At 63.0% G+C, this 26,503-nt stretch carries 21 protein-coding genes; 10 read left to right on the forward strand and 11 right to left on the reverse strand.

Annotation, left to right across the window (positions count from 1 at the left end):
- Nucleotides 1–2: 2 nt before the first annotated feature.
- On the reverse strand, nt 3–725 hold the full coding sequence (locus tag N2603_RS09880) for a GntR family transcriptional regulator (RefSeq protein WP_018641435.1): 723 nt from the start codon (nt 723–725) through the stop codon (nt 3–5).
- A gap of 235 nt (nt 726–960) precedes the next feature.
- Here N2603_RS09880 and N2603_RS09885 point away from each other — a divergent pair, with 235 nt between their 5' ends.
- Nucleotides 961–2,187 (forward strand): aminotransferase class III-fold pyridoxal phosphate-dependent enzyme, encoded by a 1,227-nt coding sequence (locus tag N2603_RS09885; RefSeq protein ID WP_260388570.1) that lies wholly within the window; start codon nt 961–963, stop codon nt 2,185–2,187.
- Nucleotides 2,188–2,460: 273 nt separating this feature from the next.
- Here the strand turns inward: N2603_RS09885 and N2603_RS09890 are convergent, their stop codons facing one another.
- Nucleotides 2,461–3,849, reverse strand: a complete 1,389-nt coding sequence (locus tag N2603_RS09890; RefSeq protein ID WP_260388571.1) for a sensor histidine kinase — start codon at nt 3,847–3,849, stop codon at nt 2,461–2,463.
- On the reverse strand, nt 3,839–4,510 hold the full coding sequence (locus N2603_RS09895; RefSeq protein WP_260388572.1) for a response regulator: 672 nt from the start codon (nt 4,508–4,510) through the stop codon (nt 3,839–3,841). Before N2603_RS09895 ends, N2603_RS09890 begins: the two co-directional genes overlap by 11 nt.
- A gap of 657 nt (nt 4,511–5,167) precedes the next feature.
- Between N2603_RS09895 and N2603_RS09900 the strand changes: the two genes are divergently transcribed.
- Nucleotides 5,168–5,764: a cytochrome b gene (locus tag N2603_RS09900; RefSeq protein WP_260388573.1), complete on the forward strand. Its 597-nt coding sequence runs from the start codon at nt 5,168–5,170 to the stop codon at nt 5,762–5,764.
- A gap of 383 nt (nt 5,765–6,147) precedes the next feature.
- The gene (locus N2603_RS09905; protein ID WP_260388574.1) at nt 6,148–8,472 is read left to right on the forward strand and encodes a TonB-dependent receptor; all 2,325 of its coding nucleotides are present in this window, start codon (nt 6,148–6,150) and stop codon (nt 8,470–8,472) included.
- A gap of 236 nt (nt 8,473–8,708) precedes the next feature.
- Here the strand turns inward: N2603_RS09905 and N2603_RS09910 are convergent, their stop codons facing one another.
- The 3 genes from N2603_RS09910 to N2603_RS09920 all read right to left on the reverse strand — a co-directional run bounded on the left by N2603_RS09910 (nt 8,709) and on the right by N2603_RS09920 (nt 11,463).
- On the reverse strand, nt 8,709–9,029 hold the full coding sequence (locus tag N2603_RS09910; protein ID WP_260388575.1) for a hypothetical protein: 321 nt from the start codon (nt 9,027–9,029) through the stop codon (nt 8,709–8,711).
- 302 nt (nt 9,030–9,331) lie between these two features.
- Nucleotides 9,332–10,744 carry a sensor histidine kinase gene (locus tag N2603_RS09915; RefSeq protein WP_260388576.1) on the reverse strand — a complete coding sequence of 471 codons (1,413 nt, stop codon included), beginning with the start codon at nt 10,742–10,744 and terminating at the stop codon, nt 9,332–9,334.
- Nucleotides 10,741–11,463 carry a response regulator transcription factor gene (locus N2603_RS09920; protein ID WP_260424173.1) on the reverse strand — a complete coding sequence of 241 codons (723 nt, stop codon included), beginning with the start codon at nt 11,461–11,463 and terminating at the stop codon, nt 10,741–10,743. The genes N2603_RS09915 and N2603_RS09920 overlap by 4 nt, the downstream gene beginning before the upstream one ends.
- Nucleotides 11,464–12,409: 946 nt before the next feature.
- Here N2603_RS09920 and ble point away from each other — a divergent pair.
- Nucleotides 12,410–12,796, forward strand: coding sequence for a BLMT family bleomycin binding protein (gene ble, locus N2603_RS09925; RefSeq protein ID WP_018641422.1), 387 nt, complete (start codon nt 12,410–12,412; stop codon nt 12,794–12,796).
- A gap of 1,610 nt (nt 12,797–14,406) precedes the next feature.
- Here the strand turns inward: ble and N2603_RS09930 are convergent.
- Nucleotides 14,407–14,766 (reverse strand): hypothetical protein, encoded by a 360-nt coding sequence (locus N2603_RS09930; RefSeq protein WP_260388577.1) that lies wholly within the window; start codon nt 14,764–14,766, stop codon nt 14,407–14,409.
- Between the two features lie 278 nt (nt 14,767–15,044).
- The gene (locus tag N2603_RS09935) at nt 15,045–15,290 is read right to left on the reverse strand and encodes a hypothetical protein (RefSeq protein ID WP_260388578.1); all 246 of its coding nucleotides are present in this window, start codon (nt 15,288–15,290) and stop codon (nt 15,045–15,047) included.
- 232 nt (nt 15,291–15,522) lie between these two features.
- On the opposite strand from N2603_RS09935, the gene N2603_RS09940 reads away from it, so the two are divergent.
- The 6 genes from N2603_RS09940 (at nt 15,523) to N2603_RS09965 (ending at nt 23,509) form a co-directional block, all read left to right on the forward strand.
- Nucleotides 15,523–15,699: a hypothetical protein gene (locus N2603_RS09940; RefSeq protein WP_018641418.1), complete on the forward strand. Its 177-nt coding sequence runs from the start codon at nt 15,523–15,525 to the stop codon at nt 15,697–15,699.
- Nucleotides 15,700–15,773: 74 nt separating this feature from the next.
- The gene (locus N2603_RS09945; protein WP_260388579.1) at nt 15,774–16,451 is read left to right on the forward strand and encodes a response regulator transcription factor; all 678 of its coding nucleotides are present in this window, start codon (nt 15,774–15,776) and stop codon (nt 16,449–16,451) included.
- Nucleotides 16,452–16,465: 14 nt separating this feature from the next.
- Entirely contained in the window at nt 16,466–17,890 is a 1,425-nt protein-coding gene (locus N2603_RS09950; RefSeq protein WP_260388580.1) for a sensor histidine kinase, read from the forward strand.
- 147 nt (nt 17,891–18,037) lie between these two features.
- Nucleotides 18,038–18,979 (forward strand): RNA polymerase sigma factor RpoH, encoded by a 942-nt coding sequence (rpoH, locus tag N2603_RS09955; RefSeq protein WP_425248979.1) that lies wholly within the window; start codon nt 18,038–18,040, stop codon nt 18,977–18,979.
- Nucleotides 18,980–19,043: 64 nt separating this feature from the next.
- Nucleotides 19,044–22,226: an efflux RND transporter permease subunit gene (locus tag N2603_RS09960; protein WP_260388581.1), complete on the forward strand. Its 3,183-nt coding sequence runs from the start codon at nt 19,044–19,046 to the stop codon at nt 22,224–22,226.
- Entirely contained in the window at nt 22,223–23,509 is a 1,287-nt protein-coding gene (locus N2603_RS09965) for an efflux RND transporter periplasmic adaptor subunit (RefSeq protein WP_260388582.1), read from the forward strand. The genes N2603_RS09960 and N2603_RS09965 overlap by 4 nt, the downstream gene beginning before the upstream one ends.
- Here the strand turns inward: N2603_RS09965 and N2603_RS09970 are convergent.
- From N2603_RS09970 to N2603_RS09980, 3 genes are all read right to left on the reverse strand, one after another.
- The gene (locus tag N2603_RS09970; RefSeq protein ID WP_260388583.1) at nt 23,466–24,149 is read right to left on the reverse strand and encodes a hypothetical protein; all 684 of its coding nucleotides are present in this window, start codon (nt 24,147–24,149) and stop codon (nt 23,466–23,468) included. The two genes, N2603_RS09965 and N2603_RS09970, sit on opposite strands and share 44 nt — an antisense overlap.
- Before the next feature lie 106 nt (nt 24,150–24,255).
- Nucleotides 24,256–24,666: a helix-turn-helix transcriptional regulator gene (locus N2603_RS09975; protein ID WP_260388584.1), complete on the reverse strand. Its 411-nt coding sequence runs from the start codon at nt 24,664–24,666 to the stop codon at nt 24,256–24,258.
- Nucleotides 24,667–24,785: 119 nt separating this feature from the next.
- Entirely contained in the window at nt 24,786–25,994 is a 1,209-nt protein-coding gene (locus N2603_RS09980; RefSeq protein ID WP_260388585.1) for an ABC transporter substrate-binding protein, read from the reverse strand.
- Nucleotides 25,995–26,503 lie beyond the last annotated feature (509 nt).

Consider the following 26,503-nt stretch of genomic DNA (forward strand, 5'->3'; position numbering starts at 1 on the left):
GATCAATCCTCTCCCGGCGTCATGTTGCGCGTGCCGCCATGTTTTTCCAGGAGGCGTACGAGATTCTGGCCGCCCTCCATCATGTCGGCCTGAATCGCTTCCCGCACCTTGTCGGGACGGCGTTGTCGCAAATAGTTGAGCACGGACAAGTGCTGATGCTCGTTCGGATAGATCGGCGGCGCATGGGGGTAGTGGAAATTCAACAACGGACCGTTGCGCATCCAGATGTCGTCGAGAATGGCGAGCACCTCCGGAAGGCCCGATCCGTCGTACAGGCCGCGGTGGAATTGCCAGTTGGCACGAACCGCGTCGGACCATCGGTGCTCTTTTTCAGCGCTGATCAGCTCGTGATGGATCGCCTCCATCTTGTCGATGCCGGCTTCGGAGATGCGCGTCGTGGCGTGTTCCGCGGCGAGACCTTCGAGAAACAGCCGGACGGTCCTGAGCTCGATATACTGCTTGGCCGTCATGTGGGCGACCATGATCGAGCGCCCCGCCTGCATTTCGAGGGCGCGCCCGCGCACGAGCTGCATCAGGGCCTCGCGAATTGGCGTCTCCGACACGTTCATGGTCGCCGCGAGGTCGCGGATCTTGAAACGGTGGCCCGGCCAGAACCGGCCCTCCATCAGCGCCTGGCGCAGATTGTTGTAGACGAGGCTCGTCAGGCTATCGCGCGCGACGGGGCCAACGCCGCTCTCGCCTGGCTTCTGTTCGACGTCACTCATTTCGGTCCCTCAAGGGGCGGCCGGCGCGGGCCGACCCGCCAACCACTCGAATCCACTTTATATATAATATAGGCCGCCGGGTTTTCCCAAACCATCGGCCGATGTGCTGATCGACGCGAAAGCGCGCCGTGCTCCGTCCTTAAGACGCCCTTTGCACACACACCGAGATGACCGCCGCTTGCAATATGCCGCGCAATATATGATATATCATCTCGAAAACCGAGGAGAGGCCGTTATGCCGGAACTGAGCCGAACACGGGACGCAGCGCTGCGCGAACGCGCGAACAAGGTCGTGCCAAGCGGGATGTGGGGCCATCTCCATGCGGCCAAGCTGCCGGAGGCCTATCCGCAATTCTTCCGCCGGGGCGAGGGCGGGGTGCTCTGGGACGTCGACGGCAACCGCTATGTCGACTTCATGTGTAGCTGGGGCCCCAATCTGCTCGGCCATCACCATCCCGAAGTGGAGGAAGCCGCCGAGCGCCAGCGACGTGACGGCGACTGCCTGAACGGCCCGGCCGAAGTCATGGTCGAGTTGGCCGAGCTCGTGGTGGATATGGTCGGCCATGCCGATTGGACCCAGTTCCAGAAGAACGGCACCGATGCGACGACCACGTGCGTCACCATCGCGAGGGCCGCGACGGGCCGACGAAAGATCCTCGTCGCCAAGGGGGCTTATCATGGGGCTGTGCCGTGGTGCTCACCCTCACTGCTCGGTGTGGCCGCGGAGGATCGCGCGCATCTCGTCTATTTCACTTTCAATGACGTCGAGAGTCTCGAGGCTGCGGCAAAGATCGCTGGCGATGATCTCGCCGGCATCCTGGTCTCGGCGTTCCGGCACGACTTTGGGTTCGACCAGCAGCTTCCGACCGTAGAGTTCGCGCGCGCGGCGCGCCGCATCTGTGACGGCAGAGGCGCAGCGCTGATCATCGATGAGGTCCGCGCAGGCTTCCGTCTGAATGCCGCGGGCAGCTGGGAAGGGCTGGGTGTCCGCCCCGACCTGTCCGCCTGGAGCAAGGCAATCGCGAATGGCTACGCCTTGGCGGCTGTCACCGGAGCCAATCGGCTCCGCGACGCCGCATCCCAGGTCTTTGTCACCGGATCATTCTGGGCCGGCGCCGTCGCGATGGCAGCCGCCGTGGCGACATTGAAGGTCGTGCGCAGGGACGATGTGCCGACGCGGTTGGCGCGCCTCGGGCAATTACTCCGTGAGGGCCTCGAAACGCGTTCGCGTCAGTTCGGCCTGTCAATTCGTCAATCAGGCCCTGTTCAAATGCCCACTCTTCTGTTCGACGACGATCCGGATTGCCGGAAGGGCTTTGCCTTTTGTAACGCGATGCTTGCGCGGGGCGTGTACTTCCATCCCAAGCACAATATGTTTCTCTGCGCCGCCCATAGCGAAGCGGACATCGCCGCGGCACTCGACGCGGCAGAACACGGCTTTTCCGTCGTTGCAGCACTTTGACGCGCGGCGCGCCCGGCTCCAGGTTGAGCCGTCCGTCGATGCAGGGCAACAGCTCTTTGTGTGTCGTGCACGAACGGCCGTTCTGGCGGACCATCGAGCCGCGCGAAGTGCCCAAGCCAGGCCCCTCTCCATATAGCCAGGCAAAATCTGCAAATGACTACTGATGACGGTTACGCCGAACCCCACGGCTCTGACATCGATGGGCCGGTCGTCTAGGCAGGCCCTATCCATGGATGGCAGGTCGCGCCTGGATTCCTTTGGACTGTTCCGCCCTCAGAGTTCGGGAGGATCACGCATTGCCGGGAAATTCAGTTCGACGGTCGTCCCGCCACCTGGCGTCTCTTGTACCCGAATGCCGCCGTTATGGGTGGTCATGACTTGAGAGACGATCGAGAGACCAAGTCCCATGCCTTGCGCTGCTGTATTGCCGCGTTTGAATGGTTCAAACGAAGCGTCGGGCTTGAACAATCCGAGGCCAGGGCCGTGATCGATGACGCAAATGCGCGCGGGTTCACTCACTTCGATGAGGATGGGCCGATCAGATTCCGCGTGATGTATGGCATTTCGGATCAGATTCGAAAGCGCGATTGCAACTGCGGTCTCGGAGCCTAAGGCCGAAACAGGATGTCCAGGTTCTGTGAATACGATACTGCTGCCGTTCTTCAAGGCCATCGGCACATGTTCAGCTGCGATTCGTCGCGTGAGCGCGACAAGGTCGACTTTGGTCAACTCGGCTGGCTCCATGGAAATGCGGGCGAGTTGGAGCAACATCGTGACAATCGCCGACAACTTTTCGTTTTCTGCAACGACCCTGGCGCGGAGTGCGGCGTCCGGGATTTGTTCGAGCGCGGTACGTGCATTGGTGAGCGGTGTTCGAAGCTCGTGGGCGGCATTCGACAAGAAATTCCGTTGCAGCTTCGATGCGTTGTCGATGCGCGCGAGCGCGCGATTGAACGCCAGAACCAGTGGCAACAATTCCGTCGGCGCGTTCTCCTCGGGCAGGCGGCGACCATCGGGTACGCCATCGATGGTTTCCGCCGCCGCCGCAACCGCGCGGACTGGACGAGCGATCAGCGCCGGAACGAAGACGAGGGCCGCCAGCGCGGTTGTCATCAGCAGGAGAAGGATTGGAAGCACGACGATCGTCGCCTCGGTGAGGGTCCCAAGCACGAGTTGTCTGGCGGTGTAGGCCACGCCGCCCGTTTCAATCCAGATCTCTCCGACAGGCGTATTTCTCGAGGCGGTGATCCTCTTGAGCTTTCTCGTGTCGCCATCAATCGCAAATGCAAGAAAACTCGTTCCGTTGCGTTGCGATTCGGATTTCCGCGGTCGCCATATGGGTACCGGTCCGGCGGATACTTCCGATGTCTGGTCGGATACGACATACCAGAACGACGGGAATTCGCTAATGATCTCCTGCAGCTTCGGCGTTTGCGTGATGATCAATTGTCGCTGGTCGTTTCGTGCTGCAGCTGCGGCCAAAGTGTTGGCCACGTTGGCGGCGGCCCACGTGCCATCGTCGTCGCCACCCAAGCGGATCAACAAAGCCGCGGCACACACCAACATGATGGTCGTCACAACGCCGATCAACGTTGCTGCCGTCAACGTGATCGAGCGAAAAATGCGGCTTAAGCCGAACCAATTCGCGCCGCTATTCGTCATTCAACACATAGCCAAGGCCACGGATCGGCCGAATCGTCACATTGCACCTGGCTTCACGAAGACGCCGGCGCAGGCGAGAGACATGAGCTTCGATTGCGTTGGATTGAATCTCGTCTTCGAAGCCGTAGGCAGCGAGCTCCAGGGTCGAGCGCTCAACAACCCAGCCGACACGGCGCACCATGGCCTCCAGAATTGCCAGCTCACGCCTTGGTACCATGATGGGCTTCCGATCGACGCATACCGCACGGTTGACGATGTCGTAGCTCATATTGGCGATTGTAACGATCGCGCCCTTGTCCAGGAGCAGACGACGAAGGACGGCTCTCGCACGCGCGATCAGCTCGACCGGCGAGAAAGGCTTGGACATGTAATCGTCCGCCCCCTCGTCGAGTGCGCGGGCGACCTTGGCCGGCTCATCGAGTGCCGTGAGGACCAACGTCGCAGGGCTTGGCTGCTGACGCCTCAAGTCCGTCAGAAGACCGAGTCCGTCGCCGTCGGGAAGGCCACGGTCGATGACGACGAGGTCAAAGGGCCGAACAGCCACGGCTGCTCGCGCCTCATCCAGCGTTCTCACGATGTCGGATGAACCGAACACATCGGCAAGGACATCACATAGCCAGGGTCCCAGCTTTGGGTCGTCCTCAACTACCAAAACCCGCATTGAATCCGCCCCCGATGCCCAACGGTGCGGTCCAACCATTACCGATACATTATCGTAACATTACGCGGCCTCCGCCGAGGCGCGCGATTTGACTCCATTCTAAACGGTGCGGTGTCGATGCTCGCTCACGCACAGCAGAGGACATCCGCTGGAGTCAATACCATCGCAATCTCAGGGAAGAAGTCCCTCGATGGTCGGGAAGTATTCCCGCCCCTCGAGCGTTCGAACGTCGTTGTTGAACGACAAATCGCGGACTGCTTGGACAGCGCCTCCGTATCGCAAGTGCGTCAGAGGTGAATGTAATCGTGCTGCAATCTTATTCGCCTCTACCTGTTCGTCAGACATGGCAGCCCAGCGTACTCTCCAGCAAAAGGTTCAGGTTCATCCACAATCTAGGCGAACGCCGCGGACGTAAGCCAGCAGTCTGTGCGAGCCATTGTCCATCTGGGTGCAGGGCAGTCACCTGAGGATGCCGCGCCCCATCAGGCCAACGCCCAAACTGCCGACGGCATGGCGAAATGGGACGCCACGTCTGCTGCTTCGACGCAGGTTTGCCATTCGCGACCCTGACCGCGTAGAAGAGCGCGCGTCGGCGGGTCGGTTCGAGCGATCGACGCGATGGCGTAAGAAGACGGCGGGCCGCAAGGAGATCGCGCAATGCAATGGAAGAACACGAAGCAGGAATTCGGCGCTTTGGCCAAATTCCTGCATTGGACTGTCGCCGCCGCCTTCATCGGTGCTTATGTCGTCGTCTACTACGTCATCTGGTTTATGGACGACAGCTCGCCGGACTCATTGCCGGTGCTCAACATCCATTGGGTGCTCGGGATATTCGTCGGTGTCTTGGTTGTCCCGCGTCTGTACTGGCGGCTGCTGAACGTACAGCCGGGGGAGGCGCAGACTTCGGAGCTCGAGAAGCGAATTGCGCAGGCGGCGCATTGGGGGCTTTACGGACTGATGATCCTGATGCCACTCACCGGCTATATCGGCACGGATGCCGATACCGACTTTGGGCTGTTCAAGGTGCCGAATTTTCGTGAAACGGCGCTGTTCGCCTGGATCGAGGTCACCTGCGGGATCGGCTGGGAAGCGTTCGAGCCGCCTGTCGACGCCATTCATCATCTCGTCGGAAAATGGATCGCCTGGCCTGTCGTCGGCCTGCACATAGCTGCGGCCCTGTTTCATCACCTGGTTCGCCGTGACAAGATTCTCGTCCGCATGCTGCCGTACTCGTCAACCGCAGGGCACAGCTAGCCAGGGATCGCCGTCACTCGTCCGACGCAGCGCGCTTCATAAGTCGAGCGGCCGACTATTCAATTTGATGCCGAGCATCTGGCGCATTTTGTCGCATCCATTTGACTGCGCTCGTGGCGAGCCCGCTGACTCGAGTCGTAGATGATCGAGAGATTCTAAGTCGTGGCGCACGCATTTGAGTTGCGGTCGCGATGGCGTCTTTTTAAGGAAGCGATGCAGATGAAGAGCGATCGGACGTTGCCGATAATAACGTAGGCAATTGACCCGAATGTGAGTCTGCAGAGGAGCTGAAGCGCGGGCGATGAGTGTCGGCCGAGCGCGGACGCGGAGATTCGATCTTCGATCCATAGGTCGTTGCAGGCCGAGCGTGGAGCTATTTCACGTTGGGCGATGTGCTGCCGTTGAGGGACTTTCTGGAAATGCGACGTGCGGGTGAGGTTGGGACGGTGGTTCGCTTGGGTGCGAAACTGCTGGGTGGAGTGGCGTTGTTGGCGTGGTTCGAATCGCCTGCTCAATCCCAAACGCCGCAAGACGCCACCTCCCTTCCGCCCGTCACCGTCGATGCTCCGACGCAGCAGTCGCTCCGCCGCGCACCGATCAACCGAAATGCGGCCCGGGTCCGATCAGCTCCACGCCGCACCGCGGCGCCTCGCGCTCCGCAACCGGAAACCGTCACGGCGCAACCGCAGCCGTCGCGGTCGGGTGTTGCGCCTGCCTTTGCAGGCGGCCAGGTTGCGCGAGGCGCGCGGCTGGGACTGCTCGGAAACTCCGACACAATGAAGTCACCGTTCAACGTGACGAGTTACACGGACAAATTGATCCGGGATCAGCAGGCGGCGACGGGTGCGGATGCCTTGATCCTCGATCCTTCGGTGCGAAGTTCCCACCCAACGGGCGGTGTGGTGGACTCATTCAACATTCGTGGTTTCCCGATCAATGAAGGCAACAACGGTGAGTTCGCCTTCGAGGGCCTTTACGGGATCGCGCCGACATACCGCATCTTCACAGACTACGTCGAACGCATCGAAGTGCTGAAGGGTCCCTCGGCCGCGCTCTCCGGAATTGCGCCAAACGGTGGCGTTGGCGGCGTCATTAATGTCGTGCCTAAGCGCGCGGAAGAGGACTTGACCCGCCTAACTGCGAGCTACGGTTCGACCGCACGATTTGGCGGCCACTGGGATGTTGCGCGGCGTTACGGCGACGGCAGAGAATGGGGCGTGCGAGCCAGTGGTAGTCTCCGCGACGGCGACACGCCGATTGACCGCCAGTCCGAGACGACGGGCGTCGGATCGCTGGCCCTCGACTATCAGGGCGAACGGTACAGGTCCTGGCTCTACCTCATCGCCCAAACCGATCGCTTCGACGCTCCGTCACGTCCATTCCTCATGGCCCCCGGCCTGCAAGTACCAAAGGCACCGGACGCCCGGCTGAACGTGACGCAACCCTGGGAATGGTCGCGCATCAACGATCAGTCTGTCCTGTGGCGCAACGAATATGATGTAAGCGATCAGGTTACACTGTTCGCCGATGTCGGCGGATCGCGGACCAACGTCGAGCGGTTCTTCGGTCTTCCGACGATCACCAGCGCCAGCGGCAACACCACCTCGACGCCGCAATTCTTTGGGCTCAGCATCGATCGGCACACGTATGATGGCGGCGTCCGCGCCCGCTTCGATACCGGATTCGTCCATCATGCCGTCGCCGTCCAGGCCTCGGTCTATCACGACGAGCTGTACCGGCGGCTCACCAATGGCAGCCCGGTCGCGTCGAACATCTATAGTCCGACGGTAGCGCCAACACAGTTCGCAAATGAGATCCCCGGGCGCCCTCGGCTCTCGGACAGTCAGCTCACGGGGCTCTCGATTGCCGACACCTTGTCCGTGCTCGACGAGCGCGTGTTGCTGACTTTGGGTGTCCGTCGCCAGGGTATCGAGGTGAACAACTATGTCTCCAATGTCGGGACGCCGTTGAACTCCTACGACAAGAGCGCGACCACTCCCGTGGTCGGCCTCGTGGTCCGGCCCCTGGAAGACGTCTCCCTGTATGCGAACTACATCGAAGGCCTGAGCCGGGGCGATATTGCGCCGACGCAGTCGGGTGTTTCCAATTCCGGCGAAGTGCTTTCGCCCTACATCGCCAAGCAGTACGAGGCCGGCATCAAGGTGGACTTCGGGCGGGTCGCAACCACCTTCAGCGCTTTCGAAATATCGAAGGCGAGCGGCGAACTGTCGGCCGGGCGCTTCGCGGCGACCGCCGAAACGCAGGTGCGTGGGCTCGAATTCAACGTCTTCGGCGAACTCATGCCCGATGTTCGTGTCCTCGGAGGCGTTTCGCTGCTGGATGGCACCCTGACGAAGACCGCCGTCGCGGCGAACGTGGGCAACACGCCGATCGGCGTTCCGAACGTTCAGGCCAATCTTGGAGCCGAGTGGGATCTCCCGTGGATGAGGGGGCTCACCTTGAATGGGGCAGTCATCTACACGGGCAGGCAGTTCGTCGATTCCGCGAACAAGCAGCCGATCCCGGATTGGACGCGGCTCGATCTCGGCGCTCGTTACACGACGACCATCAACGGCAAGAACACGATTTTCCGCGCCAACATCCAGAATGTGACCGGTGAGAGTTACTGGTCCAGCGTGGCTTCATTCGGAACGTTCTACCTGGGAGCGCCGCGCACCTATCTCCTGTCGATGACCGTGGACATGTAATCGCTGCTCCTTCGCTCCGGCGATGCTCATGGTGTGCCCCGCCGGGGGCGCGGCATGAACAGTTCCTGGTGGATATGCAGGTTTGCCTCCTTTCGCCAACATGCCTGATCCTGACCGAGGAGGTAGATCCTCGGGGGGGCGGGGCTACACGGCGGAGGCACTGACGACCCAGTGATCGTCAGATCCGATGGCGATGGTCGGCCGCAGGGGCACCTTTCGCGACGGCGCCCTCAGCCTCACCAGTCCGACGCTGCGTCATTGTAGCCGTCACGATACCCCGACGAGTACCCATAACCCGAATCATGATCGTACCCGGAGTAATAGGGCGCTTCGTAATATCTGTAGACGCGAACCCTCGGCCGATAGACCGGGGCGTCATCATAGACATAGACAGGGGGCCGATGCGGATTCGCGATCGCGCTCCCCGCGAGTGCGCCGACTGCGAGGCCGCCAATGATGCCCGCCGCGATTGCGCCATCGCCTGCGTGTGCGCGTGTTGGCGACAACGAGATCATAGCGATCAGGGCCGCGGCTCCCATCAATGCTGGCTTCTTCATATCAGTTCCTTTTGTCGGAAGACGACGTAGTCATACTGGGACGCTGGGCCTGGAGCATTGCCATAACATTACGCAGTCCCTGCTGCGCACGTTTGCCGCAACGGTCATCCGTGGCATGCCTGCGAGTGACGACTTTGGCGCATGAAAACGACGCAGCTCAAAGTCGCTAACACGCGCCACAATTTCGTCGACGATGAGTGGGACGCCATCGAGTCAGTGCGACCGAAATTCCAGACCGCGCAGCGTGCCGGGGGTGCGCTGCACCCTCAAGTGCAATCGCCGGCTATGTCGATGCGGCCAGATTAGGTGGGTGCTTTTTCGTGCTCGCAGTCGCGAGCCGGATTTGACGACACTTCAACCGGTGGAAATCTCAGGACGATCGTGGCGCCGCCGCCAGGCGTATGGCCAATCTCCACCAGCCCTTTGTGCAAGGCCATCACTTGTGCGACAATTGCCAGACCAAGTCCCGTGCCATCGCCGTCCTGACGGCCGCGTACGAAAGGTTGAAGTACCGCGGATCGGTCGCCTGGTGCGATTCCCGGACCGCGGTCGATCACGCGCACCGTCGCAGGAGCCTCCACTTCCACCAAAACCTGCTGACCTTCTCGGGAATGCCGCAGCGCGTTGCGAACGATATTGGCGAGCGCAATCCTGATCGCCTGGTCGGATCCGTAGGTCTTGACGGACCCGCCCGGAGCCGAGAATTCGATCTCAACGCCGGAATCCAGCGCGCTGGGCGCATGTTCTGCGGCGATCCGCTTCGCTGTTGCGACGAGGTCGATTTCCGTTTCCTGGACCGGCGCCGAGGATAGGCGCGCCAGTTGCAGAAGCATTGTTATGATGGAAGACAGTGATTGCAGGTCGGATACCAGCGCTGCTTTCAGTGCTTTGTCGTCGACCCCCTCCAGCCGTGTCCGCGCCCGTGCCAACGGCGTGCGCAATTCGTGCGCTGCGTTGGACAGAAAACGACGCTGTGCCGAGGTCGTCGCGTCAATGCGCTCGAGCGCCCGATTGAACGCGCTGACCATCGGGACGAGCTCTAACGGCGCGCTGTTCTCGGGCAAGCGGACACCCTCGCGCGTTCCGTCGATCAATTCGGCTGCGACCGCGACGCGGCGCACGGGGCGCGCGATCAACATTGGCACAATGACGATTGCAGCTAGAATTGTGCCAACGAGCACGATAAGGATAGGTATCCTTATATATGAAGTATCCTGGACCGTGCTCATAAACATCTGCCACTGACTATAGGCGGCTCCGCCGACCTCGATCAGAATCTCGCCGGCATCCGTTTGGTCAACCACCGCCGAAAGAGAGCGCCGCATCGATGTATCGTTCACTGCATATTCGGAAAACGACGACTTCTTCTGCTCGTTAGCCAAGCCTGCCAAGACACGCCTAGGCACTGGTCCGTACTCGATCACGCTCCGGCCATCGGAGATGACGTACCAAAAGCCCGAAAACATGCGTTTGAACTCGAGGAGCGTTGGCGCAACCTTGGCTGCCTTCGTGCCATGCTCGTCGATGATCAGCCCTCCGCGTTCGTCACGACCAAGCGCGGCCTTAATTGCCGACGCAGCGTCGGAATGTGCGAAGGTGCCGTCATCGTCCAGGAGACTGAACTGCAGGACCAATACACATGACAGGATAACGGCGATCACAACGCTCAAAAGCGCTGCGGCGATGAGCGTGATCGAGCCGCGGATGCGGTTCATCTGGTGTCGCACAAGAGGTAGCCAAGGCCGCGCAATGGCTTGATGCTGGCCAAGCAACCATTGTCGCGCAAACGCTTTCGCAATCGGGAGATATGCGCATCGATTGCGTTCGATTGGATTTCGTCGTCAAAGCCGTAGGCGGCCGCTTCCAGCGTATCCCGCAAAACGACTTGCCCGGATCTTCGCGCGAGCGCTTCCAGCAGGGCAAGCTCGCGCCTTGGGATGACGATGGGCTCGCCGTCGATATAAGCCATTCTTGACGTGGAATCGAACATCAGATTGGCAACCGTTACCCTGCCTCTTTGATCCAGTTGAAGCCGACGGATGACCGCCTTGGCGCGCGCAATCAGCTCGATCGGCTCGAAAGGCTTGGCCAGATAATCGTCAGCTCCGGCGTCAAGCGCGCGCGCTATGTCGTTTGGATCGTCAAGCGCCGTCAGAACGAGCACTCCGGGCCGCGGTTGCAACTGCTTCAGTCGCGCAAGTAGCTCGACGCCATCGCCGTCGGGTAAACGCCTGTCGACCACAATCAAGTCAAATTGACGCACTGAGATTGCCGCCAAAGCCTCGTCAAGCGTTGTGACGAGATCTGCGCCACCCAGGGCGCCGGCCAGTTCGGATTTCAACCAGGGTCCCAGCTGTTCATCGTCCTCGACGACAAGTAGTCGCAATACAAACTCCTCCGGCGATCCTGGCGCACTGAAGGATGACTGTAACATTACAACAGGATTACCGCCATCTGTCGGCTGGGCCGGCTCCCGGTCGGCCTGTCGCCGAGCTGCGCGCCACAGGCTTCGAAAATGGGCCATTCTTTGCCTCCGTCATCCAACTCCATGCGACCGTTCGTTAACCAAAGGAGAACCCTCTGACATTGCAGGATGGATCATGGGGTTTGCGAACGAACCGAGGCGGCTCGCGCCAGAGCCCTATTCGCTACCTCAATGCCAGGAGCCCAAAGAGGGGAGCCGCATCGAATGCCAGAACACCCTCTCGCCCCCTGTCGAAACGAGACCGTCCCCTTGACTGGCGAATGTCGATTGCAGACGTATTACGTGATCTCCGTCGATCTTCGCTCCGGGAGGGTGTGGTTGTTCGCGCAATGAGACCCGTCAAAGGCTGAGCGCTGTTCTCTAACCGCTATCAGGGCTGCATGGACCGGGATGGCGCGGCATCGTTGACGCCATTGAGAGGCAGAATAATCTCAGAAATTGAGCCGCCGGTCGCAGATGCCTTGTATGTGGCCCGGCCGTTATGGGCCTCCGCGATAGCGCGCGCCACAGATAGACCCAGACCGACGACGAGGCCGTCCATCGTCCGGTGCCTGAATTCCCATACGATCGCGAGCTCCGTAATCTATCCGTAATGTGCGACGACGAAATTGACATTCGATCCGGGCAGGTTCGGCGGTCGCGCTAGTCTGCTCTGCGCGCATCGCCAGATGCAGGCCGTTCGGCGAGTGACGCCAGCCCCGCACTTCCGAGCGGCCTGCAGTGGGACTCGACTGGCGCCGTCCATTGTTTCCGGGCCGGATCGCGTCAGGTTGGCCGCGCTCATTTGGGTTCATGGCCAACGATCCAGGCGATAAGGGGTCGAAAAAATCTGCCGGCAGGCCGCCCGCTGCGCCTCGCAGCGATTGATATGCGCGTCAAACCCAGAGTGATCTGAATGAACGACCTCGCCATTCCCAATCTACCCTCACGCAGCTTCGATCGGACGCAGGAATTCTACCGGCGGCTAGGTTTTACCCTTGCGTACCGAGACGATGAGTGGATGATTCTGAATCGCGGTCGGGTGGTGCTGGAATTCTTTGCGCATCCTGGCCTGGACCCTCTGGCCAGCTGGTTCAGCTGCTGTCTGAGGCTCGATGAGCTCTCAGAGTTCTACGAGCTGTGCAAGTCGGCCGGCTTAGAAGAGAAGGGAAGCGGCTATCCCCGCCTTCATCCGCCCGAAGAGCAGGATGGGGGTGGACGAATGGGCGCCTTGATCGATCTGGATGGAACGCTCCTGCGTCTGATCCAGAATCGAGCTGCGCGATCCCCGGCGACGCATTAACGAGCGCATCCGGGGCAGTTGTCGGAACGTCTTTGCGATCCAGGCGCCTCCATTGACGCCCTGTTGGCTGCAGCTCGAGTCACGATATCGGCGAGTGAGGCGCCGTCGTGCACAGATCGGCCTCCAATCTGCACGGTCGGGGTCTCGCGTACATCGGAGGGATCTATCTTCTTGGGTCGTGCGTCCTCAGCGGCGTTGAAAGACCGCAGAGCCAAAATCCGAAAGCACCGGACACGATAAGACTCACGTAGGCCAGACCTGCACTCGTGAACTGCCCGCTCAGGAAAAGGCCGACGATCATCCCGGACAACAAGAACGGTGTGCCGGTGAGCATCACACCCGCAACATGGCTGCGACTTCGCCAGTTCTCCCAGGCGCGCCTGTCGGACCAAGCGGTGCTGTCAACGAACCGATCCCTCATTCATCATCCTCAAGCAAGCTGCATTCGTATCGCAGCCACCATCCAAGCAAAGATCCGATAAGGCAGCCGGCTATCGCGGCGGTGAGCGGCGATATGCGATGTCCCGCGACCACACCAATCAGGCCCCCTGTCATGGAAGCGATCAGCCAAAACCCAACCGGAGTACCCCGACTCTCCTCACCGCATCGATCCGAGCTTGTCATCATAACTCTGTCAGCAACTTGAAAGGGAGCAAACAGTCGGCGGGCGAGATTACCGCCGCATTACACCTTTTCAGGTTCAGCTTACGCCTGCATGAGACGGCTGCCTCGGTAACCGTGACCCAGCTCCAGTCTCGATGATTGCGCCTAAATTGAGCGCAGCGAAATTCGGAGTCTCCGTGTCGATTGGGTCCGGGCTACGAGCCGTTGCCTTGCCTGTCGGGCAAAACACCCTCCATTCCGTCAACCCTCCCCCGCAAGAATATTTCGCTTTACCGGAATTCGGATTTGTCGTATGTGTCGCTCATCCCGGCTCATCCTTGATGGGGCGATCATGAGGTCGTCATTTTCGCGAGCCGGGTTTGCGGTGGACGCAGCAGCGTCGGGCGCGAATGGCCAGGGGCAGGGCGGATTGCTCTCCGTGAGCCCAGGGCTTCGCGTGGACGAACGGCGCTGACAGGTTCGTCTCGTCTGTAAGTTTTCGGCTCTGTCGACGGAGCTGGGAATACTGCGGCGAAATGGCGGGCCGCGCGTACGGCAAAACCGTGTGGTCCTGGCCGTCGTTGCTACGGTCAAGCTCTTGCGGAGGCGGTGATCGCGTCAACCGGCGCGGTGCCGGTGAATTTCGCGGGAGTGAGGGAGGCCAGAACGAACTCGGCTCCCGGGAGAGCGCGGCATAAGCCGTCCGACCATCGCGCAGGGAAGGCCGAGTGATTGGCACCACCTGTATGCTGCTGTGCGGTTCCTTTGCGCTACATCTTCGCGCAGCGGACCGCGGGTGCGAGGTCAGCACCCGGTCTTCCCTGCGCCCTCTTGGTTTGAAGAGGGTGGAGTGACCAGGCAAAGCTCGGGCGAAATGGGCCGCGAGAATGCGAAGCCGTGTTGCCTCGCAATGCATCGCGACGCCCGCGCATTCGAACCAGCGCGGTGCGATCGGCCGGCACTTCGACATTGTGTGGCCCGGACCGATCGACACCGTGCATGAGTGCCTAGCTGCAGCTCAGCGGCAGCGGCTGGTAGGGATGATAGGCGTACCAGTCATAACAATCCGGATAGGCGCCGTAGAATCCATATCCGGCGTGGTGGTGGCCGAAGCTGTGAAACGCGTGCTGGCGCAGGCCGCCGACATGGCCGCCGAACCCGAGATGCTCGCCGCCGAAGTGTCCGCCGCCGAATCCGCCGGCATGTCCCATGCCGCCGAAATGCCCGCCGCCGCCAAAGCCCATATGGCCGCCGCCGCCGAAGCCGCCGCCATGGCCACCGCCACCGCCGCCGTGCGCCTCGGCCGTTCCGACAGCCAGTGTGGATGCCAGCGCCGCTGTCGCAAGAATGATCAATGCTCGTTTCATGAGGGGACTCCTTTCGTGTCCGGATGCGCGGCGGCCGATGCGTTCGCTTGCGCCTCGTGCCGTCGGCAAGCCCCTGCGTGAAATAAGATAGGAAGCTCGCGTGGCAGTCCCACTGAATTCGATGTCAGGAGCAACGCTTGAGCATCGACGAGATGATCCGGCGCATCGCCGGCCCGCTTCGCAAAGCAATGGCGGGCCCGAGATCGGGCCCGCCCGCATCGTTGGACGGCGAACGGCCGGGCGAGGCGCCCGCCCGGCCGGCCGCGAGGTCGCCGTGATCAGAAGCTGCCGGTGCCCGGCTCACAGGGAACATTGTTGCCGGTCCACGGCGCCGTCGCGAACGCGCCGACACGCGGTGCCGGAACGCAGGCGCGGCCGCCCTGATAGACGACCCCCTCCGATGCGACCGGATCGGCTTGCATGGCGGATGGATGCGTGACGGCATGGCTGGTGCGCGCCAGGACGGGTCCCCCGAGCATGGCGATTGCGATCAGTCCGGTCGACAACAGCTTGAGAGTGGTCATTGGGATTCTCCTTGTGTGACAGCAGGCAGTCCAAGGCCGGCCTGAGAGGAAGGTGCGTACGATTGGGCGTGAACCAAACGCACGAATTGCTCACCCGCCTTCAACGGCCCGTGATGGCGGCGTTGCCGGCAAGCACGATCGTGCAAACAGGCAATGTTCGCGGTGCCGGCGCGTAACAACGGGCTCCCAAAGGGCATATCTGTAGGAGCGTCCTGCTGCTTGGAGATGAGAGATGATCACGGCGACGGTACATCCGGTCGCGCGCGCGCCGTCGCCGGCAGCGGCCGCACGTCCGTCCTTGACACGCTATTTAATGGTGCGCGGTCCCGCACGGGATTATCTGCAATACGAGCCGGCGGCGCGTCGCATGACGGTGCTGCCCCGCATGTTCGGCCCGGAGGGGTATTGAACATGTCGTCGCGGACCAGCGAGCCCATGCCTCGCCGCCGGCCTCAACGTCTCGCAGCACGTGGGACCAGCACAATGACGCGGATTCTCCTGATCGAGGACGACACCGAGACCGCCGACGCGATCGTGTCCGAGCTCACCGAGCGTGGGTTCGAGGTACGATGGGCGCCCGACGGTATCGGCGGTCTCGACCGCGCGCGCGAATCCTCGCCCGATGCCCTGATCGTCGATCGCATGCTGCCCGGAATGGACGGGCTTACCGTCATCGAGGCCCTGCGCAAGGATCAGGTGAGGACGCCGGTGCTGGTGCTGAGCGCGCTCGGCGCGGTCGATGACAGGGTGCGCGGCTTGCGCGTCGGTGGAGACGACTATCTCACCAAGCCGTTCGCGCTGGTCGAGCTCGTCGCCCGGGTGGAGGCGCTGCTGCGCCGTCCGAGCGACAACCGGGAGACCACGCTGCATGCCGGCCCGCTGGAGCTCGATTTGATCGAGCGGACCGCCCGGCGCGACGAGCGCGAGATCGACCTGCTGCCGCGCGAATTCCGCCTGCTCGAATACATGATGCGACGAAGCGATCAGCTGCTGACGCGCGCGATGCTGCTCGAAGAGGTCTGGAACTACAAATTCGTCCCGGCGACCACCAACCTCATCGACGTGCACATGGGCCGCCTCCGTCACAAGGTCGACGGCCCCGGCGAAACCCAGCTCATCCACAACGTTCGCGGCTCGGGATTCATCCTGCGCGTTCGCTGACAGGCCGGCGGATCATGCGCCAGATCGAGTTCATCCGTTCGAACACCTTCCTCTGGGCCGCGGCGGTGGCGGCGGCGATGGCGCTGTTCGTCGCCGCCCTGTTCGCCTTCATCTACTGGAAGATCGACGACTACCTGATCATGCGATCCGACCGCATGATCGCAACGCAGCTCAACTTCCTGGCCGAGCTGCCGCCCGGCCGGCTCAATGACGCGATCTCCGATCATCTCAAGCAGGATTCCAGGGGCGTGCAATATGCCGGCCTGTTCGATCGAACAGGCACCCGGCTTGCCGGCAACATCGCGCGATTGCCGCCGCATCTCGATCTCGGCGGGCCGGTGCAGAACGTGCGGCTCGCCCGGATCGCGCCGCAGGCCGCTCACGATGCCGTCGTCAAGGCTGCCGGCAGGCGGCTCGGCGACGGCCATATCCTGGTGATGGGGCGGAACGTCGATGAGACGCGCGAGATATCCATCGTCGTCGGGCAGGCGCTGCTGCTCGGCCTGCTGCCGGCCTTCTGCCTCTGCCTGCTGGCTGGGGCCTGGCTCAGTATCCGCGCCCAGCGCCGCGTCGAGCAGGTGAACCGGCATGTTCAACGCATCGTGGCCGGCGATCTGCGCGAGCGGCTGCCGCAGACCAATACGGATGACCCGTTTGCGCGGCTGGCGGGGATCGTCAACGGCATGCTCGACGAGATGGAGACGACGATCAACGCACTGGCCGGTGTCGGCAACGACATCGCCCACGATCTCAGGACGCCGCTCACGCGGGTCCGCCTGGCGCTGGAGCGCGGCCGCACGCACGCGGCCACGCTGGAGAACCTTCAGGACGTCGTGGACAAGGCGATTGCCGGCATCGACCAGGCGCTCGCGATCATCACCGCGCTGCTGCGGCTTGCCGAGATCGAGAGCAGCAGCCGCACCGCCGGATTCGGCGACGTCGCGCTCGACGAGATCCTGCGGCAGGTGTGCGACGTCTACGAACCCATCGCCGAAGACAAGGACGTCGAGCTTCGCGTCGCCATCGATCGCAAGGCGGAGGTGCGGGGCGACCCGGACCTGCTGTTCGAGGCGATCGCCAATCTCGTCGACAACGCCGTCAAGTTCACACCGTGCGGTGGACGGGTGACGCTCGCGCTGGTGTCCGACGACAAGGCCGCGCGCGTCGTCGTGAGCGATAGCGGGCCCGGCATCGGCGCGGGGGAGCGCGAGGCGGTGCTGCGGCGGTTCTACCGCTCCGACAAGATGCGCAACACGCCGGGCGTGGGACTGGGGTTGAGCCTCGTCGCCGCCATCGTCAAGCTGCACGGCTTCCGTCTGACCATCTACCCGGCGCCCGGCGGACGGGTGGAGATCTTCGCCCCGGCGGAGGAGACCTCACGCGAGGCCGCGGCATCCGATCCGGCTCGCGCGCGTCACGCGAGCCTCGCGCCGATGTGACCGCGAGGGTCGTGCGCGATGCGTGCGAAGCGGAAATCACGGCGTGATCTCTGAAAGCGAATTCAGGCTTGTTAAGTGCAATTTACTGGCGCCGTCAGTCGGAGGCCTCTTACGCTCCGTTCGCCGGTTCGAATGTGGGAGCATGAGATGCCAACACGCCAGGCGGGTTTGAGCAAGATCGATATGGACGTGCCGGGCCGGCGAACATCGGCCGGTGTGGCCAATGCGTATTCCACGATCATCGGCCGTTACGACCTGCTCGAGCGCGAAGAAGAGCAGCAGCTTGCGCGCCGCTGGCAGGAGACGCGGGACGCTGATGCCGCCAACACGCTGGTCACGAGCCATCTCCGCCTCGCCGCCAAGGTCGCGCGGAGCTACAGGGGATACGGCCTGCCGTTCGCCGATCTCATGGCCGAGGCCAATCTCGGGCTCGTGATCGCCGCCTCACGGTTCGAGCCGGGCCGAAACTCGCGGTTCTCGACCTATGCGACATGGTGGATCAAGGCCGCCATTCACGACTACATCCTGCGCTCCTGGTCGCTGGTCCGGATTGGCACGACGGCGGCCCAGAAGAAGCTGTTTTTCCGGCTCCGCGGCGAGATGAGAAAGACCGCCGGCGGTGCGATGGCGGGGCTCACGCCCGAAGTCGCCGAGGCGATTGCCGTGAAGCTCGAAGTGTCCGCGCGTGATGTGATCGAGATGGATGGCCGCCTGCACGGCGACCTGTCGCTGAATGCGCGGGTCGGCGACGACGAGCACGGTGCCGAGTGGGAGGCCATGCTCGTGGACGAGACGAGCGACGCCGAGACCATCCTTGCCGATCAGGACCAGACGGAGCGCCGGGCCGGCGCCCTGCGCATTGCACTGAAAGCCCTCACGGGGCGTGAGCGGCGCGTGCTGGAGGCAAGGCGGCTCGCGGAGCATCCTCCGACACTCGATCAACTCGCCCGGGAGCTTTCGATCTCCAGCGAACGCGTTCGGCAAATCGAGATTCGCGCCTTTGCCAAGGTCCGGCGCGCCGCCATCCTTGCCACGCAATCACCATCCCTTGCGCCAACCGCCAGCGATGCTGAACGCGTTTTCATTTGAACGGTCGCGCGTCGCCGCCATCTGAACAGAGATTTCGCGCAACCTGCTTCAGGCATTCGTCATCATGGGAATTGTCCGCTTCGCGCTCCGGTTTCCGCACACATTCTACGTGCTCGCGGCCCTGATCCTGTTCCTCGGCGGCATCGCGGTCTGGTCGATGCCGACGGACATCTTTCCCGAGATCCGCATTCCCGTCGTCACGGTGATCTGGAGCTATACCGGCCTCTCGACGCCGGAGATGGAGCAGCGCGTCAGCACGTACAGCCAGTACTCGATCAGCGCCAATGTCAGCGGCATCAAGAACATCGAGGCGCAGACGCTCAATGGCCTGTCGGTTCAGAAGATCTACTTCCAGCCGGACGTCAATCTCGACCTAGCGATCTCGCAGATCGTTTCGGCAACGAACGCCATCCGCGCCCTGATGCCGCCGGGCATTCAGCCGCCCGTCATCGTGCAGTTCAACGCTTCGAGCGTACCGGTGCTGCAGCTCAGCCTCGAGTCCGACAAATTGAACGAGCAGCAATTGTACGACTTCGGCATCTACCGGATCCGGCAGCAGCTGGCTCCGGTTCCCGGGGTGACGCTGCCGACGCCTGCGGGCGGCAAATATCGGCAGATCATGGTCGATATCGACCCGAACAAGCTGCTGTCGCGCGGATTGACGCCGCTCGACATCGTCAATGCGGTGAACACCCAGAACCTGACGCTGCCGACGGGCACGGCGAAGATCGGCGGCACCCAGTACGCCATTCTGACCAACGCGACGCCCGCCTCGATCAAGGATCTCAACATGATCCCGGTCAAGTTCGCGAACGGTGCGACCATCCTGCTGAAGGACGTCGCCCAGGTCCGCGACGGATCGCAGGTCCAGCAGAACATCGTGCGCGAGGACGGCCATCGCTCGGTCCTGCTCAGCGTGATCAAGAACGGCAACGCCTCGACGCTTGCCGTCGTCAACGGTGTCAAACATGCCCTGAAGTCGATCCGGGCGTCGGCTCCTGCCGGGCTGAAGATCAGCGAGCTGTTCGACCAGTCGGTCTTCGTCACCCATTCGGTCGACGGTGTGCTGCGCGAAGGCGCGATCGCCGCGGGTCTCACGGCGCTGATGATCCTGGTCTTCCTGGGATCGTGGCGCTCGACGCTCGTGGTCCTGATCTCCATCCCGCTCGCGATGCTGTCCTCGCTCATCGTCCTGCATTTCCTGGGCGAGACCCTCAACACGATGACGCTGGGCGGGCTGGCGCTCGCGGTGGGCATCCTGGTCGACGATTCCACGGTGACGATCGAGAACACGCATCGGCTGTGGACCGAGGAGGGGATGCCGCTGTCGGAGGCAACGCTGCACGGTGCGGCTGAGATCGCCGTGCCGACGCTGGTCTCCACGCTCGCGATCAGCTGCGTCTTCACCTCCGTCGTATTCCTCGAAGGACCGGCAAAGTACCTGTTCACGCCGCTCGGCCTTGCCGTGGTGTTCGCGATGCTGGCGTCCTACGTGCTGTCGCGGACGCTCACGCCGATCACGATCGGCCTGCTGCTGAAGGGGGAGCGGCGCCATGGCGAGGGCGAGAGGCCGTCCGGGCTGTTTTCGCGCGCCTCGGCCGCGTTTGAACGCGGCTTCGAGCGTCTGCGCAACGGCTATTCCGCGCTCTTGATGACCCTGCTCCGGCGGCGCAGCATCGTGCCGGTCGCTGCAGTGCTGGTGCTGGCCCTCGGGGCCGTCATGTTCGTCTACGTGGGCAGGGACTTCTATCCCCTGATCGACGGCGGAGAGATCCAGCTCCATGTTCGTGCGCCCGCCGGGACCCGCATCGAGCGCACCGAGGCGATCTTCCAGGCGGTCGAGGACAAGATCCGCCAGGTCATTCCGGACCGGGATCGCGGGCTGATCGTCGACAATATCGGACTGCCCGCGCGTCCCTACAATCTGGCCTTCACCGACGGCTCGACGATCGGGGTGAACGACGGAACGATCCTCGTATCGCTCAAGGACGGCCACAGGCCGACCGCGGACTACGTCAAGAAGCTGCGCCAGGTCCTGCCGGAGGCCTTCCCCGAAGACGTCTTCTATTTCCAGGCGGCCGACATCGTCACCCAGATCCTGAATTTCGGCCTGCCGGCGCAGATCGATATCAGGACCGTCGGCTACGGCGCCAACAATCTGTCGGTGGCGCAGGAACTGCAGAAGAATCTTGCGGCAATTCCCGGGATCGTCGATGCGCATCTCCAGCAGGAGGTGGATGCACCGGCGTTCTATGCCGACATCGACCGGACCCGGGCCGCTCAACTGGGACTGAACGCCAGCACGGTGGCGACCAACATCAATGTCAGCCTCAGCTCGTCCGCCCAGGTCTCGCCGAACTTCTGGACCGATCCGACGTCGGGCATCCCCTATTATCTGGCCGTGCAGACGCCGGAGTACCGCGCCAATTCACTCAATGCGCTGGGCAACACGCCGGTGTCGGCCTCGCTGGCCGCAAGCGGACAGACGGTGCCTGGCCTGCTCAGCAATGTCGCGACCTTCAAGCGCGGGACCGTACCGACCAATCTGAACCAGGCCAATGTCCAGCCGGTGTACGACGTCTATGCGAGCGTGCAGGGGCGCGATCTCGGCAGCGTCGCGGCCGAGATCGACAAGGTGACCTCGACGCTTCAGAAGCAGCTCCAGCCGGGAAATTCGATCCAGGTCCTGGGCCAGATCCAGAGCATGCATCAATCGTTCCGCGATCTCGGCATCGGGCTGCTGTTTGCCGCCATCCTGGTCTACATGCTGATGGTCGTGAATTACCAGAATTTCGGCGATCCCTTCGTCGTCATCATGGCGCTGCCGGCGACCTTCTGCGGCATCGTGACGATGCTGTTCATTACCGGGACGACGCTGAACGTGCCGTCGCTGATGGGCGCGATCATGGCGGTCGGCGTTGCATCGGCCAATTCCATCCTGCTCGTGACCTTCGCGCGTGAGGCACAACTGAAGGGGCAGTCGGCGTTCGATGCTGCGCTGAGTGCAGGCCGCACGCGTATCCGTCCCGTGCTGATGACGGCCGCCGCGATGATCGTGGGCATGATCCCGATGGCGATCGGAGGCCCGGGCGAGGAACAGAACGCAGCGCTCGCCCGCGCCGTCATCGGCGGACTGCTGTTCGCGACGCCGACGACATTGCTGATCGTGCCATATCTCTTCGCCTGGCTGCGCAAGGGCAATGACGGCAAGGCTCAGCACGGCGTATTCGAGGAGCAACCGGAATGAGCGATGTTCGCGTACGGACCAATAGCGACGGTGTGAGCGGCCGGCCTGATCCGGAGAGCGGCCGCATCGTGGAGCTGCCCGGCAAGGACGCGCGGCCACGGCGCCGGCACGGCGGCGCCTGGCTCGGCGGCGCCGTGCTCCTGCTCCTTGCGGGTAGCCTCGGCGTCGGCGGCTGGCGGCACTATCAGGCTGCACGCGATCTTGCTGTATCGGCAGAGCAGGCCAGGACCGCCATTCCGGAGGTTCGGGTGGCCACGGTCCGTGCCAGCGGCGACCTCATGAAGGTCACGCTGCCGGCGACCACGACGGCGTTCGAGGCGGCGAACATCTTCGCGCGGGCCAGCGGCTACATCGAGAAGCGCTACGTCGATATCGGCGATCGCGTGAAGAAGGGCGATCTCCTTGCGGAGATCACCGCGCCGGAGCTCGACCAGCAGATCGCGCAGGCGCAGGCGACGCTGGCACAGAACCAGGCCGCGTTGCAGCAGGCGCAGGCGAGCCGGGAGCTTGCCGACGTCACCAATGCGCGGGACAGCAATCTGGTCAAGCAGGGCTGGTTGACGGCCCAGCAGGGCGACAATGACCGTCTCACCCTGCGCGCGCAGCAGGCAGCCGTGAACGTGGCGCAGTCGAACATCGCGGCGCAGGAGGCGCAGATTCGCGTGCTGCAGCAGGAGAAGGCCTATCAGCGCGTGGTGGCGCCGTTTGACGGCGTGATCACGCAACGCAACGTGGATAACGGCAGCCTCGTCTCGGCCGGATCGACCTTCATGTTCACGTTGATGCATTCGAACGTGATCCGGACGCAGGTCTTCGTGCCGCAGGACGAGGCCTTCGGCGTGGCGCCGGGCGTCGATGCCGAAATTCGCGTCCCCGAGATTCCGGGCCGGACCTTTCCGGGCAAGGTCACGCGCATCGCCACAGCCTTGCAGCCGGGAAGCCGAACGCTGCTGACCGAGATCGACGTCCCCAATCCGGACGGCGCCTTGAATCCCGGCATCTACTGCACGGTCGAGCTGTCGATTCCGCGCAAGACGCCGTCGGTGTCGGTTGCGGCCGATGCGCTGGTCTTCGATCAGAACGGCCTTCATGTCGCGGTCGTGCGCAACGGCATCGTTCATTTGCAGAAGGTCTCGATCGCGCGGGATTTCGGCACGTCGATAGAAGTGCGTGAAGGCGTGCACCCCGGCGATCAAGTTGTGCTCAATCCGCCGGTCAATCTGACCGAGGGCAGCAAGGTCACCATTCGCAAGCAGGATGCAAGCCAGGGGGCGCAGACATGATCCGGATCGCGTGCGCGGCGCTCGCTGCCTTGTTGCTCGGCTGCTCTGCCAGCAAAGCCCAGGTGGCGACGACCGGCAGCACCGCGATGGACCTTCCGACCGTGCCGGGCGCGATCGTCACGTCACCGCTCAATAGTCCGGGGCCATTTTCCGCAGCAACTGTACAGGGCGCGCCCGACACCACGCTGGCACCTGTGCCGCTCGCCCTGAATCCGACGACGCCGGGTACGGTCGTCGTCTGTGCGCCGCCATCAACGTCACCGACGCCTGTGCCGGCGACCCCGACCGTATCGAGCACGGGATTGGCGGCGTCAGGCAGTTTGGCGCTGATCGCGCCGCCGATCGGGCAAAACACCAGCTCGATCGGGACAGTTTCCGCGGCTGCGCCGGCGGGGACGGCGGCGGCCACCGCGTGCAGTTCGACGCCGGGCGGAACTGTCGTGAGCGCCGCATCCTTGCCGCTCTCGATCGCGGACGTGCCGGCCGGACCCTCGCCCGGTACGATCCCGCAGGCGATCACCGACGCCGGCGGCACGGGCATCGATCCAAACGCCGCGGTCGCACCCAGCCCCAACGCGTCGGCCTGCGCGGAAGGGATGACGATGAATCTGACGTCGCCTGCAATGGTGCTGCCGGCCAACGCAACAGGTGCGGCGCCAACGCCCGGAGTCTCGCCGGTCTTGCCGCCGGGCTGCTGAGGAGTGCGCGGCGCAGCGATAATCGCCTCACCTCACCGGGCTGCGCAACTATGCGCGGACGTGCAGCCGTCGATATTCGCTCGGTGTCGTGCCCGTCGCGCGTCCGAAGCTCGTCGAGAAGTGTGCGGAGCTCGCATAGCCGCAGGCATAGGCGATGTCGGTCAATGTGAGGTTCCCATCGCCCAGCAGTTGCTTGGCCCGCTCGATCCGTTGCAGCATCAGCCAGCGATGCGGCGGACATCCCGTCGCGGCGCGAAAGCGCTTGCAGAAGCGATCCGGGCTCATGCCGACCAGCGCCGCCATGGCTTCCAGCGTCCAGGGCGTATCGGTGGATACGATCGCCTCTCTGATGCGCCGCAACTGCCACTCGGCAAGAACCGGCCGGCCCGGGCCGCCCGCGCCTGGTCCGCCGCGCAACTTGCCAGACGTTTGATCATGCGAATCCGGCTCGGGAATCATCTGCGGCCCCCACCATCATGGTCAGGGCCGCACCATGAGCCAAGCGGCTGCGCATGTCCTTGTCGTTGCCGTGAAGATTCCTGAAGCGACGCGAAAGATGCGAGGGATCTACAGGCGCTTCAGGCCGACGGGCGCAATTTGCGAACCTCGGCGTCCGATGGAAGCATCGTTCCGCCGTCCCGGTAAGTCCAGTCGACCATGACACCCTTGTCGCCCTTGAGGGCTGTGCGGCCGACGAACGTACCCATCGTGCTCTGGTGATCGATCGAACGCCAGCTCGCCGGTCCGAACGGCGTCGTGAAGCCGACATTGCCAAAGCCGTCGGCCATCATTTCGGTGTCGAGGCTTCCGAGCCGCTCGATCGGCGCCGTGATCGCGCTGATCAGGGCGTGGCCGACCACGGAGCCCATCGTCGGAGCCTCGCCATATCTCGCCGAATAGGCGGCAACGAAACCATTGTTGGCCTCGCCCAGAGGCTCGGTTACGGGATAACCGGTCACGATCCATCCTTTCGGAGCGTCCTGTCCGAGGGGATGCAGATATTCGGGCTCGCCGGTCGTGAAGGATACGACGTCTCGCCCCTCGAACAGGCCGCGATCATTGCCCTGACGGACGAACCTCGCAAGGTCGGGTCCGAAGGTCACGTTGAGGATCGCCTCGGGCTTCTGCTGGGCGAGCGCGTTCACGACCGCCCCTGCATCGATTGCGCCAAGGGGCGGCCACTGGCTGTCGATGAACTGGACGTCGGGACGCCGGCGGCTGAGAAGCTCGGTGAACCATTTGACGGCGGAATGTCCATACTCGTAATTCGGCGCGATCGTCACCCATCGTGTCGCCTTCAGTTGCGCCGCCTCTTCCACCAGCATGGCTGCCAGCATGTATGTCGAGGGGCGCAGCCGGTAACAATATCGGTGTCCTCGATCCCAAACGAGCGCGTCCGTCAGCGGCTCGCTCGCCACGAACAAGATCCGGTTCTGCCGCGCGAAGTCGCTGATCGCCAATCCGACATTCGACAGGTATGTCCCCGCCAGGAGATCGACGCCGTTCCTGTGCACGAGCTCCTCCGCGGCACGAATCGCGACGCTCGGCTTGCCTTCATCGTCCCGGCTGATGATCTGGAGCTCGCGACCGAGAAGGCCGCCTGCGGCGTTCACCTGCTCGACCGCCAGCTGCCAGCCGCGGCGATAAGGCAACGTGAACGCAGGCGCGCTGCTGTAGGAGTTGATTTCGCCGATCCTGATCGGTCGCGTGCCCTGGGCGCGGATGATGGCGGGCGAAAACAATGACGCGCCGACGCCGCCCAAAACCTGTCGTCTGGAGATGCTCATCACGTTCGGTCCCGAGAATTGAACGAACGTGCGGGACAAGTTGCCCTGACCACGTCGCTGCAAGGTCTAGTGGCAGGTGGGAGAAGGGGGGCGGTCGCCGGGCGATGCAGCGATGCCCGGTCTAGCGGCAAGGCCACGCGCGAAGGTGAGGGCGGGAAGATCGACTTCCGGATCGAACAGGGCGCTGAGCGGACCGACGAGGTCGAGTGCCGCCTGGCGGCGTTTCGACCCTGCCATGATCCTCGCCCAGGTCGCCGCAACCTTCAGCTCGTAGAAGCGGCACTGCTGCTCTCGTGCGACGGACAGTCCTTCCGAGAACAGCATTTCCGCCCGGGCGGTATCGGATGTGCTTTCGGCCAGCAGAACCTCGCCCTTGATCCTCAGCAGATCGGCAAGGCACCACAACTGCCGGCCTTGCCGGGACATGTTCAGGGCTTCCTCTATGGCGGCCAGGGCCTGTGCGTTCTCGCCGGTCGCGAACAGGCCCTCGGCGAGCGATCCGAGAAACT

It is taken from the genome of Bradyrhizobium huanghuaihaiense (assembly GCF_025200885.1).
GTDB lineage: Bacteria > Pseudomonadota > Alphaproteobacteria > Rhizobiales > Xanthobacteraceae > Bradyrhizobium > Bradyrhizobium huanghuaihaiense.

Coding starts and splice junctions, on each gene's coding strand:
- N2603_RS09940 (WP_018641418.1), top strand. CDS start 15,523: ATGATCACGGCGACGGTACATCCGGTCGCGCGCGCGCCGTCGCCGGCA.
- N2603_RS09910 (WP_260388575.1), bottom strand. CDS start 9,029: ATGAAGAAGCCAGCATTGATGGGAGCCGCGGCCCTGATCGCTATGATC.
- N2603_RS09980 (WP_260388585.1), bottom strand. CDS start 25,994: ATGAGCATCTCCAGACGACAGGTTTTGGGCGGCGTCGGCGCGTCATTG.
- N2603_RS09885 (WP_260388570.1), top strand. CDS start 961: ATGCCGGAACTGAGCCGAACACGGGACGCAGCGCTGCGCGAACGCGCG.
- N2603_RS09950 (WP_260388580.1), top strand. CDS start 16,466: ATGCGCCAGATCGAGTTCATCCGTTCGAACACCTTCCTCTGGGCCGCG.
- N2603_RS09965 (WP_260388582.1), top strand. CDS start 22,223: ATGAGCGATGTTCGCGTACGGACCAATAGCGACGGTGTGAGCGGCCGG.
- N2603_RS09900 (WP_260388573.1), top strand. CDS start 5,168: ATGCAATGGAAGAACACGAAGCAGGAATTCGGCGCTTTGGCCAAATTC.
- N2603_RS09945 (WP_260388579.1), top strand. CDS start 15,774: ATGACGCGGATTCTCCTGATCGAGGACGACACCGAGACCGCCGACGCG.
- N2603_RS09890 (WP_260388571.1), bottom strand. CDS start 3,849: ATGACGAATAGCGGCGCGAATTGGTTCGGCTTAAGCCGCATTTTTCGC.
- N2603_RS09895 (WP_260388572.1), bottom strand. CDS start 4,510: ATGCGGGTTTTGGTAGTTGAGGACGACCCAAAGCTGGGACCCTGGCTA.
- N2603_RS09975 (WP_260388584.1), bottom strand. CDS start 24,666: ATGATTCCCGAGCCGGATTCGCATGATCAAACGTCTGGCAAGTTGCGC.
- N2603_RS09915 (WP_260388576.1), bottom strand. CDS start 10,744: ATGAACCGCATCCGCGGCTCGATCACGCTCATCGCCGCAGCGCTTTTG.
- N2603_RS09930 (WP_260388577.1), bottom strand. CDS start 14,766: ATGAAACGAGCATTGATCATTCTTGCGACAGCGGCGCTGGCATCCACA.
- rpoH (WP_425248979.1), top strand. CDS start 18,038: ATGCCAACACGCCAGGCGGGTTTGAGCAAGATCGATATGGACGTGCCG.
- N2603_RS09935 (WP_260388578.1), bottom strand. CDS start 15,290: ATGACCACTCTCAAGCTGTTGTCGACCGGACTGATCGCAATCGCCATG.
- N2603_RS09920 (WP_260424173.1), bottom strand. CDS start 11,463: ATGTTACAGTCATCCTTCAGTGCGCCAGGATCGCCGGAGGAGTTTGTA.
- N2603_RS09880 (WP_018641435.1), bottom strand. CDS start 725: ATGAGTGACGTCGAACAGAAGCCAGGCGAGAGCGGCGTTGGCCCCGTC.
- ble (WP_018641422.1), top strand. CDS start 12,410: ATGAACGACCTCGCCATTCCCAATCTACCCTCACGCAGCTTCGATCGG.
- N2603_RS09960 (WP_260388581.1), top strand. CDS start 19,044: ATGGGAATTGTCCGCTTCGCGCTCCGGTTTCCGCACACATTCTACGTG.